At 70.3% G+C, this 13,888-nt stretch carries 13 protein-coding genes and 1 tRNA gene; 6 read left to right on the forward strand and 8 right to left on the reverse strand.

What is annotated here, in order from left to right; translation table 11 throughout:
• Positions 1-471: transposase (locus B9S57_RS33425; protein ID WP_258036384.1), on the forward strand; the 471-nt coding region annotated here is incomplete at its 5' end.
• A gap of 529 nt (positions 472-1,000) precedes the next feature.
• Here the strand turns inward: B9S57_RS33425 and B9S57_RS33430 are convergent.
• Positions 1,001-1,075, reverse strand: a tRNA-Val gene (locus B9S57_RS33430).
• A gap of 202 nt (positions 1,076-1,277) precedes the next feature.
• On the opposite strand from B9S57_RS33430, the gene B9S57_RS33435 reads away from it, so the two are divergent.
• From B9S57_RS33435 to B9S57_RS33450, 4 genes are all read left to right on the forward strand, one after another.
• A complete protein-coding gene (locus B9S57_RS33435) occupies positions 1,278-2,051 on the forward strand; it encodes a DUF4097 family beta strand repeat-containing protein (protein WP_103760903.1) in 774 nt (257 codons plus the stop codon).
• 70 nt (positions 2,052-2,121) lie between these two features.
• Positions 2,122-3,489 (forward strand): hypothetical protein, encoded by a 1,368-nt coding sequence (locus tag B9S57_RS33440; RefSeq protein ID WP_103760904.1) that lies wholly within the window; start codon positions 2,122-2,124, stop codon positions 3,487-3,489.
• A gap of 184 nt (positions 3,490-3,673) precedes the next feature.
• Positions 3,674-4,261 (forward strand): DUF4383 domain-containing protein, encoded by a 588-nt coding sequence (locus B9S57_RS33445; RefSeq protein ID WP_103760905.1) that lies wholly within the window; start codon positions 3,674-3,676, stop codon positions 4,259-4,261.
• Positions 4,262-4,270: 9 nt separating this feature from the next.
• Positions 4,271-4,501 (forward strand): zinc ribbon domain-containing protein, encoded by a 231-nt coding sequence (locus tag B9S57_RS33450; protein ID WP_103760906.1) that lies wholly within the window; start codon positions 4,271-4,273, stop codon positions 4,499-4,501.
• A gap of 160 nt (positions 4,502-4,661) precedes the next feature.
• On the opposite strand, the gene B9S57_RS33455 is transcribed toward B9S57_RS33450, so the two are convergent.
• The 4 genes from B9S57_RS33455 to B9S57_RS33470 form a co-directional block, all read right to left on the reverse strand.
• Positions 4,662-5,321 carry an O-methyltransferase gene (locus B9S57_RS33455; protein WP_103760907.1) on the reverse strand — a complete coding sequence of 220 codons (660 nt, stop codon included), beginning with the start codon at positions 5,319-5,321 and terminating at the stop codon, positions 4,662-4,664.
• A 64-nt stretch (positions 5,322-5,385) separates the two neighbouring features.
• Positions 5,386-6,330: an HAD family hydrolase gene (locus tag B9S57_RS33460; protein ID WP_374936008.1), complete on the reverse strand. Its 945-nt coding sequence runs from the start codon at positions 6,328-6,330 to the stop codon at positions 5,386-5,388.
• On the reverse strand, positions 6,327-8,849 hold the full coding sequence (locus B9S57_RS33465) for a phosphoribosyltransferase (protein ID WP_374936009.1): 2,523 nt from the start codon (positions 8,847-8,849) through the stop codon (positions 6,327-6,329). The genes B9S57_RS33460 and B9S57_RS33465 overlap by 4 nt, the downstream gene beginning before the upstream one ends.
• Positions 8,850-8,857: 8 nt before the next feature.
• Complete coding sequence (locus tag B9S57_RS33470; RefSeq protein WP_103760909.1) at positions 8,858-10,018, reverse strand: HpcH/HpaI aldolase/citrate lyase family protein; 1,161 nt, start codon at positions 10,016-10,018, stop codon at positions 8,858-8,860.
• 213 nt (positions 10,019-10,231) lie between these two features.
• Between B9S57_RS33470 and B9S57_RS33475 the strand changes: the two genes are divergently transcribed.
• Positions 10,232-11,104: a TerD family protein gene (locus B9S57_RS33475; RefSeq protein WP_103760910.1), complete on the forward strand. Its 873-nt coding sequence runs from the start codon at positions 10,232-10,234 to the stop codon at positions 11,102-11,104.
• Between the two features lie 30 nt (positions 11,105-11,134).
• Here the strand turns inward: B9S57_RS33475 and B9S57_RS33480 are convergent, their stop codons facing one another.
• From B9S57_RS33480 to B9S57_RS33490, 3 genes are all read right to left on the reverse strand, one after another.
• On the reverse strand, positions 11,135-11,869 hold the full coding sequence (locus B9S57_RS33480) for a Tellurium resistance (RefSeq protein ID WP_103760911.1): 735 nt from the start codon (positions 11,867-11,869) through the stop codon (positions 11,135-11,137).
• 161 nt (positions 11,870-12,030) lie between these two features.
• The gene (locus B9S57_RS33485) at positions 12,031-13,179 is read right to left on the reverse strand and encodes a DUF475 domain-containing protein (protein ID WP_103760912.1); all 1,149 of its coding nucleotides are present in this window, start codon (positions 13,177-13,179) and stop codon (positions 12,031-12,033) included.
• A 69-nt stretch (positions 13,180-13,248) separates the two neighbouring features.
• On the reverse strand, positions 13,249-13,824 hold the full coding sequence (locus B9S57_RS33490; protein ID WP_103760913.1) for a TerD family protein: 576 nt from the start codon (positions 13,822-13,824) through the stop codon (positions 13,249-13,251).
• Positions 13,825-13,888 lie beyond the last annotated feature (64 nt).

The following is a 13,888-nucleotide window of genomic DNA, read 5'->3' on the forward strand; positions in this document are numbered from 1 at the left end:
GTCCGGGGCCGCGGCTCGGGACGGGTTTCGATGGCGGGAATGACCTGCTTCCGTCGCGGAGACCGTTCGAGGCTGATCTACAGCTTCCGCGTCCACCGGGGCCGGAAAGGTGAACCCAAAGGGTTCACCTGGCAGGACTATCGCGACCTCATCGTGAGAGCGCACAACCAGCTCAAAGGTCCCATCGTCCTGGTGTGGGACAACCTGCGTACTCATCTCATGCCGCAGATGAAGGACTTCATCACCGCGAACGAGGACTGGCTGACCGTTTTCCACTTCCCGTCCTACGCACCCGACCTCAATCCGCAGGAAGGCATCTGGTCTCTCGTGAAACGGACCATCGGCAACCTCGCCGCCGCGAACCTCGACCAGCTCGCCGCCGCCGTGAAGCGCAGTCTCAAGAAGACCCAGTACCGACCGCACCTCATCGACGGCTGCCTCATGGGCACCGGCCTGACCATAGGCAGCTGACCAGGGTCAAGCCGACATCACACATTCAAGTTCAGTAGCAGTTCGGCGCCCACAGCTCCGGGCGGACATATGGAGCCACGTGCACCCCGCTGCCACGGCTCCTTGTGCTTGGGATTTGCCTCATACTTCATCTGCCCCCCACTCCCGGTGCCGTCCCCTGACACCTCCTGAAGTCTCTCGTCCGTCGAGGGTCTCGCGCAACGTCTTCGGCATCTTGACTCGAACCATGCCCTCTACTGACGGTGCTCGATGGCCCACCGGGGTTCAGTCGACACTCCAGCGAGCTCCCTATGGGGCAAGCAGCAAATGAGTAAACTAGCCCGCCACCTGGCTTTACGCCCGGCTTCCACCGGTCGGCCAACGGCAGCAGCACAGCCGAGCCGAGGAGTATGGGTCGCTTCTGTGCCCGGGCCCTCCCACTTTTGCGATCTTGTGGGACCTGCTGCGGCGCTTCCGAGCGATCACGAGCACTGCCGTCAAGCACTACCGTCAACGCCCCCGCAGCGGCTCGCTGCGGGGGCGTTCTGACTGGTGGGCGCGGACGGTTTCGAACCGCCGACATCTGCTTTGTAAGAGCAGCGCTCTACCCCTGAGCTACGCACCCGTGGATGAGGCAACAGGTTACATGGCCCACGGCTCCCCGCGGCAATCCGGTCACCCGCCCCGCCGCTCCCCCGCCAGGCCCGGACGGGGTGGGATACGGGGGATATCCCCACCCCGAGACGGTAGCCGTCCGGATCGTCCCGGGGGTGGGTGCGTACGTACGGTGGTGCCACATCGGCAGCGCTCTCAGGGGGACTCGAATCATGGCCATCCGCACACGACGTACCGACGCACTCGTGGCCGCCGCCGGGACCGCGCTTCTCGTGGCCGCGCTCAGCGGCTGTGGCAGTGCGGATGCCGAGGACTCCCCCGCCGAGCACAAGTCGTTCGCCTTCAGTGGGAAGGCGCTGACCATCGACGCCGAGAACTCGGCCCTGGATCTGGTGCCCGCCGACGTGGAGCAGGTCGAGGTGACCCGTCGGGTCGACGGGTGGGTCGTGCTGGGCAGTGGGCCGGACCCGGTGTGGAAGCTCGAAGGGGACACGCTGACGCTGCGGGTGAAGTGCCGGGCGGTGATCAGCAACTGTGAAGCGCGCCACGAGGTAAAGGTGCCACGGGGGCTGGCCCTGACCGTGGAGGGGGACAACGGGAAGGTCTCCGCGGCCGGTTTCACCGCCCCGCTCAAGATCAGCGCCGACAACGGGGAGGTCGACGTGCGTGACGCCTCCGGACCACTGGAACTGCGTTCCGACAATGGCACGATCGAGGCCCAGCGGGTCTCCGGGACGTCCGTGATCGCACGCTCGGACAACGGGTCGGTCCGGCTCGGGTTCGACCGGGTCCCGGATCTGGTGGACACCGTCAGTGACAACGGGAGCATCTCCATCGACCTGCCGGCCGGGAAGAACGCGTACGCGGTGTCCGCGCAGGCCGACAACGGCGACGTCTCCGTCGACGTGCCCCGCAGCGACAGCAGCGGGCACGTGGTGAAGGCGCGCAGCGACAACGGCGAAGTCACCGTCCGAAGTGCGAACTAACCGGCCCGTGCGTTCGTCCTAACTGGTGCGAGAATGAACCGGGCAGGTCGAATCGGCACGGGAGAGGGATGTGACGGCGACACACACGCGGCCGCAGGCGAAAGCGAGTGTTGGTTCCGCCGTCAGGGACGTCCTGGTGCTGATGCTGCTGCCGGTCCCCCTGGTCCTGGCGGCCGTGCCGGGGGCCTTCGCCGGTGGGGGCACGCGGCGCTGGTTCGGCGGGCGCGGTGAGAATCAGCGGGCTGACGCGCAGGCGGCCAAGGACGCGGCGGCTGCGGCCTTCTACGAGCTGGACACGGCTCAGCGGGATCTGCAGATCTCGATCGAGACCATCACCGCCGTGGACAGTTCGCCCCGCGGTCGCAAGGCGGCGGAGGACTTCGCGGCGCTGGGCAGGCGGATCGACGAGGTCAGCCACGCCTACATCACGGCGGTCGACGCCCACGACCTCGACCGCGACGACCTGGAGCCCTCGGCGGCGGCTGCCGCGCGGACCCAGCTGACCCGCGCCAAGGACGAGCTCGTACGGGTGAAGGGTGAGCTCGACCGCTTCGCCCAGGGGCTCGGGACGCTGCTCAGCGGCGCGGAGACCCAGCTCGCACGGCTCGCGCCGGCGGTGGAGCGGGCCCGCCAGGCGTTGCTCGTCGCGAGCAACGCCCTCGACGCGGTGCGGGCCTCCGGGCTCCGGGCGGACGACCTCGCTGCCCGGCTCGCGGCTCTCGCCCCCGAGCTGACCAAACTCAACCAGGGCGCCGGGCGTCACGGTGTCGCCGAGACGCTGCAGCGCGCCGATCAGGTGCTGCGGGACGCCGAGGCGGTGCGGGCGGAGGCCGACCAGCTCCCCGAGCGTGCGGCCGAGATCGACCGCAGGCTGGTGTCCCTCCGCACCCGCGCGCAGGCGCTCACGACGCGCGCCGGGCAGGTCGAGCCGGTCCTCAGCGAGCTCCGGCGGCGCTTCTCGGCCGCCTGCTGGCAGGATCTCCAGCCGGTCCCCGAGCAGGCGGCGGTGAATGTCCGGCAGGCCGAGGCCAAGCTGGCGGAGGCTGCCGAGGCACGGTCCGCGCAGCGCTGGGCCGATGCGACCTCCCGGCTGAGTACGGTCCGGGCGCTGCTCAACGCGACCGACGAGGCGGTGTCCGCCGCCGGCGACCGGCTCCAGAAACTCGACGCGGTGGCGAAGAGTCCGCAGGCGGAGACGGACCGCACCCGGTTCGCGATCCGGGACGCCCAGCGCCTCGCCATGGCCGGGCGCAACACGCCCGATCCGCGCCATGCACGGCCGCTGGACGACGCAGTGGCACGGCTGGACCGTGCGATCGCCGGGCTCGACGGGCGCCATCCCGACTACTGGCACTTCCTGACCGAGACCGAAGCCGTGCGGCAGACGGCCAACCGCGTGGTCTCCGCGATCCGCGAGGAGCTCGGGGGCGGGGCCTGAGCCCGCCCCGGCGGGCGATCGTCGGAACACCGTCTCCGTCCCTCGGGGGCGATCCACCGGGCCGGACACCAGAAGACGACCGGTACGTGCCGATTTGTCCCCGACGGCCGACGGGCCGATTCTGGTAATACCCAGCGGCTCCCGCTGAGGTGAACCTGGCCGCACGCGGCCGAAGGAGGCCGTCATGGCCACACACGTCCTGCACCCGGTCGGCCGGCGCCGCAAGCCAGCCCGCCGCAAGGCCACCCGCCTCGACGAACACCTGCCCGTCGACCACCGTCTCAGCCAGGTCTACCGCGTGGGGGCGGGCCTGATGGGGTTGCTGCTCGTCGCCTTCGGCATCCTCGGGCTCATCGACCGTATCGGCTTCTTCGACACCGGCGGTGACACGGTGGCGGGCCTCAGCACCAACGGTGCGCTGAGCATCCTGTCCATCTGTGTGGGGCTGCTGCTCTTCGTGGGCATGGTCATCGGGGGCAACTTCGCGTCGACCCTGAACATGGTCCTGGGCATCGCCTTCATCCTCAGCGGTTTCGTGAATCTGGCCCTGCTGGACACCGGCATGAACTTCCTGGCCTTCCACATGCAGAACGTGCTGTTCAGCTTCGTCGTCGGGCTGTTGCTGATGATGTTCGGCATGTACGGACGGGTCAGCGGCGGCCTGCCCCACGACAATCCGTACTGGCGGGCCCGCCATCCCGAGCAGGTCTCGCGCGAGGAGCGCCGCGCACTCGCCCCGATGCCCGAGGTCGCGAAGCCGAAGAGGCTCTAATCTGGGGCCATGCCTCGTTACGAGTACCGCTGCCGCCCCTGCGGCGAGACGTTCGAGCTCAGCCGCCCCATGGCCGAGTCCTCCGATCCCGCCTCCTGCCCCGCCGGGCACGAGGACACCGTGAAACTGCTCTCCACCGTGGCCGTGGGCGGATCGGGCTCATCGGCATCCGCGGCTCCCGCGCCGTCACCGGCCGGTGGCGGAGGAGGCGGGTGCTGCGGAGGCGGCTGCTGCGGCTGACCGCGCCCGGCTCCGGATCACCGAGGCGCCGATCGCCCCATCTCACCGGCCGAATCCCGCGACCGGCCTCGCTCACCGGCCGCATCACCGCGCGGCCCGCGCAGCGTCCGGCCAGGACCACCGCACTCACCGCGCGAGAAGTGACGCGACACCCGGCCCGTCACTTCTTGCGCGAGAGCGTCAGTCCGTCCGCCACCGTCAGCAGCACGCTGTCCATCCGGGAGTCGGCGCCCACGTGGTCGTTGAACCCCCTGATGGCCGCCGTGTTCCCGGTGGCCAGCGGATCCGTGACGCCCCCGTGGAAGAGGACGTTGTCGGTGACGACGAGCCCGCCGGGGCGCATCCGAGGGACGAGCTCCTCCCAGTACGCGATGTAGCCGTCCTTGTCCGCGTCCAGGTAGGCCAGGTCGATGTGCGGCTCGGCGGGCATCGCGCGCAGGGTGTCCAGCGCGGGCGCGATCCGCAGGTCGATGCGGTCGGCGACGCCCGCCTTCTTCCATGCCTCCTGGCCGTACGCCGTCCACTCCTCGGAGATGTCGCAGGCGATCAGCACTCCGTCCGCGGGCAGCGCCTGGGCCATCGACAGCGCCGAGAAGCCGGTGAAGGTGCCGACCTCCACGATATGCCGGGCGCCCGTCAGCCGGACGAGGAAGGCGAGCAGCGGTCCCTGCTCCTGCGCGGACTGCATGCCCGCGTGCGTGGGCAGCTCGGCGTACGTGGTCTCCACGAGCTCGCGCTGCACCGCGTCCAGCGGCGGGTTGTGGGCCAGCGCGTAGGCGTACAGCTCGTCGGTGATCTTGGTCTGGTTGCCTTGTGTCATACGGGTCCCCTTGGTCTCGATGGCCCGTACAGCTTGCCCAGGATCGCTCGCCCGCGCTCGGCCATTACGCCGAGGCGCACCCTCGGCCCACGGTCCGCCGGGACTCGGCGGCGCGCAGGAAGCGGCGCAGGATCTCCTCGCCGGCGGCGCCGCCCTGTTCCCTGAGCACCTCGGTGTTGGGCGCGCCCCAGCCGCAGTCGGCGAGCTCGCCGTGGCCCGGGCGCCAGGCCTTGTCGGCGGCGAGCAGCAGGTCGGCGTCAAGGAGGGAGTCGCCGGCGGCGAGCGTCAGGGTGGCACCGCAACGGCGCGCCACCTCGCGCATCGCGGCGCTCTTGGTGAGCGGCTTGGGTACGGCGTAGATCTTCCGGCCCTGGAGGGAGACGGTCCAGCCCCGGGGGTCGGCCCAGGCGGACAGCTCCTTCACCCAGCCCTCGGGGAGGGCGGCGCGGTCGACGACGAGGTAGGCGAAGAGGTCCTCGGCGACCCGTTCCTTGAGCAGCCAGGAGGGATCGCCCACGGTCCGGAGGTGGGCGCGGACCTCGGCGAGTGAGGCGCATTCGTCGGCGATCAGGCCGGTCACCCGCGCCTGCCAGTCGGGGTCGGAGACACCGTCGACGAGGATGTGCCCGCCGTTGGCGCAGATCGCGTACCGGGGTGCGGGGCCGGGCAGGTGGATGCGGCCGTACTGCTCCCGGGTACGGGTGGTGGTCGGGACGAACACCGTGGTGCGGGCCAGTTCGTCGAGCAGTGCGGCGGCCGTCTCCGTCATGTAGCAGAGGGGCGCCCGGCCGTAGACCTCCACGCAGAGCAGCCGCGGGGCCTGCTCGTCCGGCATGGTCAGCTGGAGGGATGCCGCCGAGTAGATGAGGGTCCGGTCGAGGTCGCTGGCGACCAGCGTCACACGGGGGCCCTCGGAGGGGTCGGCCGGAGGGGCCGCGACGGCGCTCTGGGGCTCGGCCGCAGGGCCGTCCAGGGGGGCGCTCACGGGTGTGCCCACGGTGTCGCTCACTTCGCCGTCACCGCCGTGCCGTCGGCGCCGGTGGCGCCACGGGTGTACTTCGGGTGGATCAGCCCGACGCAGGTGTACGGAAGCTCGCCGACCTCCTCGACGGGCACGCCGCGCTGCTCGGCGAGGAGCCGCACATGGTCGAGGTCGGCCCCCGCCCCCCGCTTGGCGAGGATCTTCCAGGGAACGCGGCGCAGCAGCACCCGGGTCGTCTCGCCGACCCCGGGCTTGACCAGGTTCACGTCGTGGATGCCGTACTCCTCGCTGATGCGCTCGACGGCGGCCCAGCCCTCCCAGGTGGGGGCGCGGTCCGTGCCGAGCAGTTCCTTCGCGTCGGCGTCCACGGCGTCGGCGACCTCGTCGAAGCGCGCGGCGACCGTGTCGAGGAACAGGCCGGAGACGTCGGAGCCGGCGAGTTCGCGGTAGAACTTCGCGCCGTGGAAGTCGTGCGGGCCGACCAGGTCGGAGCGCAGGACCGTACGGGAGATCAGCCCGGACACGGTGGAGTTGAGGCAGGCGGACGGGATGAGGAAGTCCTCACGGGTCCCGTAGGTCCGTACGCAGCCGCCCGGGTCGGCCAGTACGGCGATCTCCGGGTCGAACCCCCCGAACTCCTCCAGTGCGGCGGCGAGTTCGCGGGTGATGGCGCCCTTCCCCGTCCATCCGTCGACGAAGACGACGTCCGCGGGGTCGTGGTGGGCGGCCAGCCAGCGCAGGGCGTTGGCGTCGATGCCGCGGCCCCGGACGATGGAGACCGCGTAGTGCGGCAGGTCGACGCCGTGCCGGTGCTGGGCCCATCGGCGCATGAGGACCCCGACGGGAGTACCGGCGCGGGCGAGGGAGACCAGGACGGGGCGCGGGCCCCGTTCGGCGAGGACCGTCTCGGTGACGGTGCCGACGGCACGGGCGATACGGGCGGCCGAGCTGTCCAGGGCCGCCCGGAACAGCTCCTGGTACTGCGGGCTTGGCTGGTACTCGACGGGCAGCGACTCGGCGTAGTGCGCGCCGCCGCTCTGGATCGCCTCCTCGCGCTCCTCCGTGGGCGCTTCCAGGGGCGTGTCCGAGAGGTCCTGGAGCAGCCAGCCGACGTCGTCCGCCGCGTAGGAGGAGAAGGCGGGGCCCCGGAGGGGTTCGGGCAGCATGGCGGCTTCCTGCAGGTCGGGGGCCGGGGACGGGACGTCGGGGGCCGGGGGCGGGACGTACGAGGGGACGACCGCGAGCAGGACCTGGCCCGTGTGCGCCGCGAGCCGGGCCAGCAGCCCGTCGGGGGCGTGCAGGGCGGGGGTGTCCGCGGCGGAGTCGACGACGGCGACGACCGCGTCGAATCCGGCTCCCGCGACGTTGTAGGCGTACCGGTCGCCCGGTCCGTCGGCGGGTTCGTCGTGGGCGGGGAAGGCGAGCCGGCTGCGTATCGCGTAACCGGGGTCGTCGACGGCGAGCACGGGCGAGCGGGTGGTGGTGGAGTAGCGCACCTCGGCCGTGGTGGCGTCCTCCAGCGCGGTGGCGAGCCGCAGGGGCACGTACATCAGCTCCTCGAAGCCGAGGACGAGCACCCTGCGGGCATCGCCCAGGGCGTCGGCGACACGGCCCGCCATGGCCGGGAGGGCGGCTTCCAGAGCGGCGCGGTGGACGGGCGTGAAGCCGTGACGTCCGCCGTCGGGGACGCCGGCCGGCCAGTCGAGGGCGACGCGGGCGGGAAGCGCCCGGGGCGCGGGCGCCCCTTCCGCTGCGTGCGCCGTGTGGGCCGCGTCGTGTTCCGCCACCAGGCTCAGGCCCTTCTCCAGGACTCCCTCCGGCAGTCGCACGGTGCCTCGGGCACGGGCCACCAGGTCGACGCGGGCGACGATCTCCTCGGCGAATTCCGCGAGCCGCCCCTGGTCGGCCTCGGACCGCATGTCCACCAGGGCGACGACGACGTACCGGTCCCGGGGGTAGCGCGCGTGCAGGGCGCGGATGGTGTTGAGCACCGTGTTGCCGGTGGAGAACTCGTCGTCGACGAGGACCAGCGGGGATCCCTCGGCGCCGGCGACCAGCAGGTCCGGGTCCTCGGGCAGCAGCAGGTGGGAGGTGGCGTGCGAGTGGGCCTCCTCGAAGCCACCCGCCTGGGCGACGCCGTCCACGGGGCGGCGGGTCGAGTGGAGGTACGGGGCGACACCGAGCCCGTCGGCGACGGCGTGGCCGAGGCCGGTCGCCGTCTCCGCGTACCCGAGCACGACCGCGCGGCGGGCCTCCGCCTCGCCCAGCAGGTCCCGCACCCGCTCGCCGAGCTCGAAGCCCACGCCGTGGACGACCGACGGCCGCTGCGGCACGTGCTTGCCCAGGACGTTCGACACGAGCAGATGGGCGCGCTTCGGGTTGCGGCGCAGGGCGAGGCCCAGCAGCTCCCGGATCTCCCCGTCCCCGACGAGCTCGACCCCGAGCCGTCCCGCGACCCAGTTACCCGACCACTCCACGTCCACTGCCTCTTCTTCCCGTATGTGCGCGTGCCGTATGTGCGCGTGCGCCCGCCCGTGCTCGCCCATGGCCGCGCTCAGTCCGTCACGCCTGCGGCCAGGAGCTCCACGAAGCCGACGTCCTCGCGGGCCACGCCGAAGACCTCGGCCCGCCGCAGGGTCCGCTCCGCCCAGGCGCGGTGCGGCTTCACTTCGTTCATCTTGTTCGTGTACGCGGAGCGCAGCACACCGCCGCCGCCCCGCTCGGGCCGCAGGATGTCCTGCGCGTCGCTGTACTCCTCGTGGCTGACCACCGACAGGGCGTGCACGGGCAGGACGTGGGACGGATGGATGCAGGTCTTGCCGAGGAGCCCGTTGGCCCGGTCGAGCTCGATCTCGCGCAGGAGCCCGTCCAGGTCGTGCTCGATGAGTGCGGTGCGCAGCTCCTCGGCCCGCCCCGCGAAGGGGCTGCGGCGCAGCTGGGGCTTGAACATCCGCTCCTGGAGGCGGAAGTACTCCCACACGGGCCCGGTGATGGTGAAGCCGGTGCCGTCCGCCCTGCCCAGCATGTTGACGACGTCGCCGATGACGGCGCCGACGATCTGGACGTCGTACGCCGTCATGTCGGGCGTGCGGCGCAGGCCGTAGGCGGAGCAGAAGTCGGTGACCCCGAGCCGTAGCGCCAGGATCCGCTCGCGGTACTTGTCCACGGTGCGGGCGATGCCCCGGAGGGTGTCGCTGCGGCTCTCCAGGTGCAGCAGCTCGGGCGATTCGAGGACAGGCATCGCGAACAGCCGGTGCCCGGTGTCCGCCTCGGCCGCGGTGAGCGCCTCCAGGAAGAGCTCGCCCCGCTCTTCCGTGAATTTCGGAAGTACGAATCCGGACAACAATCGGACGGAGCTTCCGAGCCGCCGCGCCAGGTCGGAGATCTGCTCCGGTTCGCGGACCCTGACGAAGAGCAGCGGCACGTCGGCGGCCCGCGCGTCGAGGTCGGCGAACTGCCTCACCAGGTTGGCCTCGGCGCCGACCACTTCGGCGTCGTCGATGGAATCCTCCAGGCAGAGCACCATGGAGACGACTCCCTGGCGGGCCTGCCTGATCACGTCGTCGGCCAGCCGGGGCCGGGTCGCGGGGCTGTAGAGCGTGGCCCCCAGGGCCGCGGACAGCATGTGGGAGGGGGAACCCGCGTCGAATTCGCACGGCTCCCTGAAGAAGAGGCTCTCCCGGACAGCGGGCGAGATGTGCCCGAAATGACGCATGTGATTCCCCCGTACTGTCATAGAGACCGGATAAAACGTATGGCCGGTAATAGTACGTTCGGACGGGTGTCGCCGGTTCCCCAGCCATATGAACTTCGGATGTCCCCGGCGTATCCCACCCCTCGCGCGGCGCGCCTGCGTGCTCCTCGCCGAGGCTCCCTGGCCTACTGGTTCGTACCCCCGCGTTGTCCGGACGCCCCACCAGCAGGCAGGATGACCGCCATGACGCACGCGATGCTGAAGGGTTCGAACGTCCCTCTCGACGCCATGGCCGTCCGGGCCGTGCTGCGCTGGACCCCGGGCGCCGGTGTCCCGGACGTGGACGCCTCCGCCCTGCTGATCGGCGCCGACGGACGGGTGCGTTCCGACGAGGACTTCGTCTTCTACAACCAGCCGCGGCACCCTTCGGGTCTCGTGCGGCGCCTGCCCAAGCGCAGCGCCCCCGAGGGGCTCACGGACACGATCGAGGCGGACCTGTCCGCGCTGGACTCCTCCGTGGACCAGGTGGTCATCGCCGCCTCCTGCGACGAGGCGGCGTTCGAACGTGTGACGGACCTGCGGATATCGCTGTACGACGCCGCGTCCGCCGACGGCGAGGCGCTCGCCGTCTTCGACGTGCGGGCGGAGACCGGCGAGGAGACCGCCGTCATCTGCGGCGAGCTGTACCGGCGCGGTGACGGCTGGAAGTTCCGCGCGGTGGGGCAGGGCTACCCGACGGGCCTCGTCGGGCTGGCCACCGCCTTCGGGATCTCCGTGGACGAGGCCGAGGCGGCTTCCGAGCCCGACCCGGCGGCCGAGCCCGACCCCCAGGCCACCGTCCACCACCAGCAGCCCGGGCCCGACTCGCAGGCCACGGTCCAGCACCAGCAGCCCGCCTACGGCTACCCGCAGCCGTCTGCGGCGCCCCAGCCGGCCTACGGCTACCCGCAGCAGCCCACCGGGGCGCCGCAGCCCGCGTACGGCTACCCACAGCCCGCCGCGGCCCGGCCCGCCTACGGTTACCCGCAGCCCGCCCCGGCGGCGGCGCACGCCCCCGACCCGAATTTCGTGCTCCCCCCGCAGGGCCCGCAGTTCCTCCGGTCGTGAACCGACGCGGTCGCCCTTCACAGCGCTCACTCAGGCCCGCGTCTTGTAGCCGCGTCCCCACTGCATGCCGAAGCCGTACATCCGGTCCAGCTCCGACTGGAAGCCGTACACGAATTTCACCTCGCGCCGCACGATCAGCTCGCCCTTGACGTTCTCCACCGTGAACACCGCGCACGAGCGGGCCTGCGGGGCCCGCTCGTCCAGCTCGATCTCGATGCGCGGGCCGTTGCCCGGGTAGAGCGTCACCTTGGCGTGCGTACGGTCGAAGGCCGGGGTCTGGTCGTAGATGTACACGAAGAACAGCAGGCGCTTGATCTCGTCGCGCTTGTCGAGGTTCACGTAGAGGGTCTCGCCCGACGGCGCCCCGAAGCGGTCGTCCCCGCTGAGCCTGATGTAGGGCGCCGCGTTCAGATCACCGATGAGGTTGCCCAGGGGCTGGACCACCCCCTTGGTCCCGTCCGCCAGCTCGTACATGCAGCCCAGGTCCAGGTCGACGTTGACCATGCCCTGCGTGTGGGCCTGGACCACGTCGGGCTTGAAGAGCTTCAGCGGGCGCAGCAGCCGGCCGCTCTGCCGCGACCTGCCGCCGATGTCCGACGTACGCATCCGCCACGACAGGTTGACACGCAGATTGCCCGACAGGGCGCCCTGCTTGTTCAGCGAGACCGTGGCATTGCGCCTGGAGAGCACGATCGAGTTCGTCGCGGAGTTACCCGACTCGAACTGCGACGCCCGCCGCGGAAACAGGCCGTCCCAGAAGGCCATCCCAACCCCCATATGTATCGGTAGTACCGCCGACCCCGCACCTACGGCCCCACACACCCCGCACGTCACTGCGGGGCGGCCACCGGGCCGGGTCCGGGTCTTCCCCGAGAACGCCGACGTGGGCCGCCCCGCAGAGAGAGCGTTCCTCAATCAATACAGGGTCACACCCCGGAGGAGACCTCCGCCTTGGAATCGGAGCCGCCGCCCTCGCCGCCGGCCGCCTCGATGGCCTTGTTGCGGCGCACCGAGGACCAGAAGGACCAGCCGATCAGGATGACGCCGACGGAGCCGGTGATGAGCTCGTTGATCTCGTACTGGATGGTGACGAGCAGGATGCCCGCCAGGGCGCCGATCGCGTAGTGCGCGCCGTGCTCCAGGTAGACGTAGTCGTCCAGCGTGCCCTGACGGACCAGGTAGACCGTGAGCGAACGGACGTACATGGCTCCGATGCCGAGGCCGAGTGCCATCAGCACGATCTCGTTGGTGATGGCGAAGGCGCCGATGACACCGTCGAACGAGAAGGACGCGTCGAGGACCTCGAGGTAGAGGAACATGAAGAACGCGGCCTTGCCCGCGAGGAGGACACCGGAGACGGGCTTGCCGGCCTTCTTGGCCTCTTCCTCCGCCTCCTGCTCGCGTTCCTCCTCCTCCTCGAGCTTGTTCTCGAAGTACCCGGAGAGTCCGCCGACGACGAGGTACGTGATCAGACCTGCGATGCCGGAGAGCATGACGGTCGACGCCTTGTCGGCGTGGCCGCCCCCGTGCTGGTGCGCCTGGGTGGCGACCGTCATGGCCGCGACGAGCAGGACGATCAGCGCGACGCAGACCGACAGCATGTCGACCTTGCCGAGCTTGGCGAGCGGGCGCTCGATCCAGCGCAGCCACTGGATGTCACGGTCCTCGAAGATGAAGTCGAGGAAGATCATGAGCAGGAACATGCCACCGAAGGCGGCGATCGACGGATGGGCGTCCGTCACCAGTTCCTTGTACCGGTCGGCGTCGTTGAACGAGAGGTCGATGGCCTCGATCGGCCCCAGCTGGGCGCTGATGGCCACGATCACGACGGGAAACACCAGCCGCATACCGAAGACCGCGATGAGAACACCGACGGTGAGGAAGATCTTCTGCCAGAAGGCATTCATCTTCTTCAGGATTCCGGCGTTGATCACCGCGTTGTCGAAGGACAGCGAGATCTCGAGGACCGACAGGATCGCGACGATGCCGAATGCCTGCCACCCCCCGTAGAACACCGCTGCGACCAGGCCGAGCGCGGTAACCGCGAACGACCAGCCGAAGGTTTTCAGAAGCACTGGCTACCCCATCGTGTGTTTAACGGGTCTCCCGGTTGAGTACGGGGCTCCCCCGCGCCGTGCGCGGCTTTACGAAACGTTGACCCCGAAGTCTAGAGCGATGCCCCGGAGCCCGGACGCGTACCCCTGTCCCACTGCACGGAACTTCCACTCCCCCCCGTAGCGGTAGAGCTCGCCGAAGATCATCGCCGTCTCCGTCGACGCGTCCTCGGTGAGGTCGTACCGCGCCAGCTCCTGGCCGTCGGCCTGGTTCACCACGCGGATGAAGGCATTGCTGACCTGACCGAATGTCTGCCCACGATTGTCGGCATCATGGATCGAGACCGGGAAAAGAATCTTGTCGCAGTGCGCCGGGACCTGTGTGAGGTTCACGATGACGGACTCGTCGTCGCCGTCACCCTCACCCGTGAGGTTGTCCCCGGTGTGCTCGACGGAGCCGTCGGGGCTGGCGAGGTTGTTGTAGAACACGAACCACTCGTCGCCGAGGACCCGGCCCGACTGGCACAGCAGTGCGCTGGCGTCGAGGTCGAAGTCGGCTCCCGTCGTGGATCGTGCGTCCCAGCCGAGCCCGACCAGCACCTGCGTCAGATTGGGTGCGGCCTTGGAGAGGGAGACATTGCCTCCCTTGGCGAGCGTGACGCCCATGGTGTGTCCTCCCCGAGTCTTATGGACGGTCTTTCCGGCCCGGCAGGGGCGCCTGACGGACGCG

Origin of the sequence: Streptomyces sp. SM10 (assembly GCF_002910915.1) — a bacterium.
GTDB lineage: Bacteria > Actinomycetota > Actinomycetes > Streptomycetales > Streptomycetaceae > Streptomyces.

What these genes read in the sequence shown, in the direction of transcription:
- B9S57_RS33435 (WP_103760903.1), top strand. Translation starts at nt 1,278, where the DNA reads ATGGCCATCCGCACACGACGTACCGACGCACTCGTGGCCGCCGCCGGG.
- B9S57_RS33445 (WP_103760905.1), top strand. Translation starts at nt 3,674, where the DNA reads ATGGCCACACACGTCCTGCACCCGGTCGGCCGGCGCCGCAAGCCAGCC.
- B9S57_RS33450 (WP_103760906.1), top strand. Translation starts at nt 4,271, where the DNA reads ATGCCTCGTTACGAGTACCGCTGCCGCCCCTGCGGCGAGACGTTCGAG.
- B9S57_RS33455 (WP_103760907.1), bottom strand. Translation starts at nt 5,321, where the DNA reads ATGACACAAGGCAACCAGACCAAGATCACCGACGAGCTGTACGCCTAC.
- B9S57_RS33465 (WP_374936009.1), bottom strand. Translation starts at nt 8,849, where the DNA reads ATGGGCGAGCACGGGCGGGCGCACGCGCACATACGGCACGCGCACATA.
- B9S57_RS33470 (WP_103760909.1), bottom strand. Translation starts at nt 10,018, where the DNA reads ATGCGTCATTTCGGGCACATCTCGCCCGCTGTCCGGGAGAGCCTCTTC.
- B9S57_RS33475 (WP_103760910.1), top strand. Translation starts at nt 10,232, where the DNA reads ATGACCGCCATGACGCACGCGATGCTGAAGGGTTCGAACGTCCCTCTC.
- B9S57_RS33480 (WP_103760911.1), bottom strand. Translation starts at nt 11,869, where the DNA reads ATGGCCTTCTGGGACGGCCTGTTTCCGCGGCGGGCGTCGCAGTTCGAG.
- B9S57_RS33490 (WP_103760913.1), bottom strand. Translation starts at nt 13,824, where the DNA reads ATGGGCGTCACGCTCGCCAAGGGAGGCAATGTCTCCCTCTCCAAGGCC.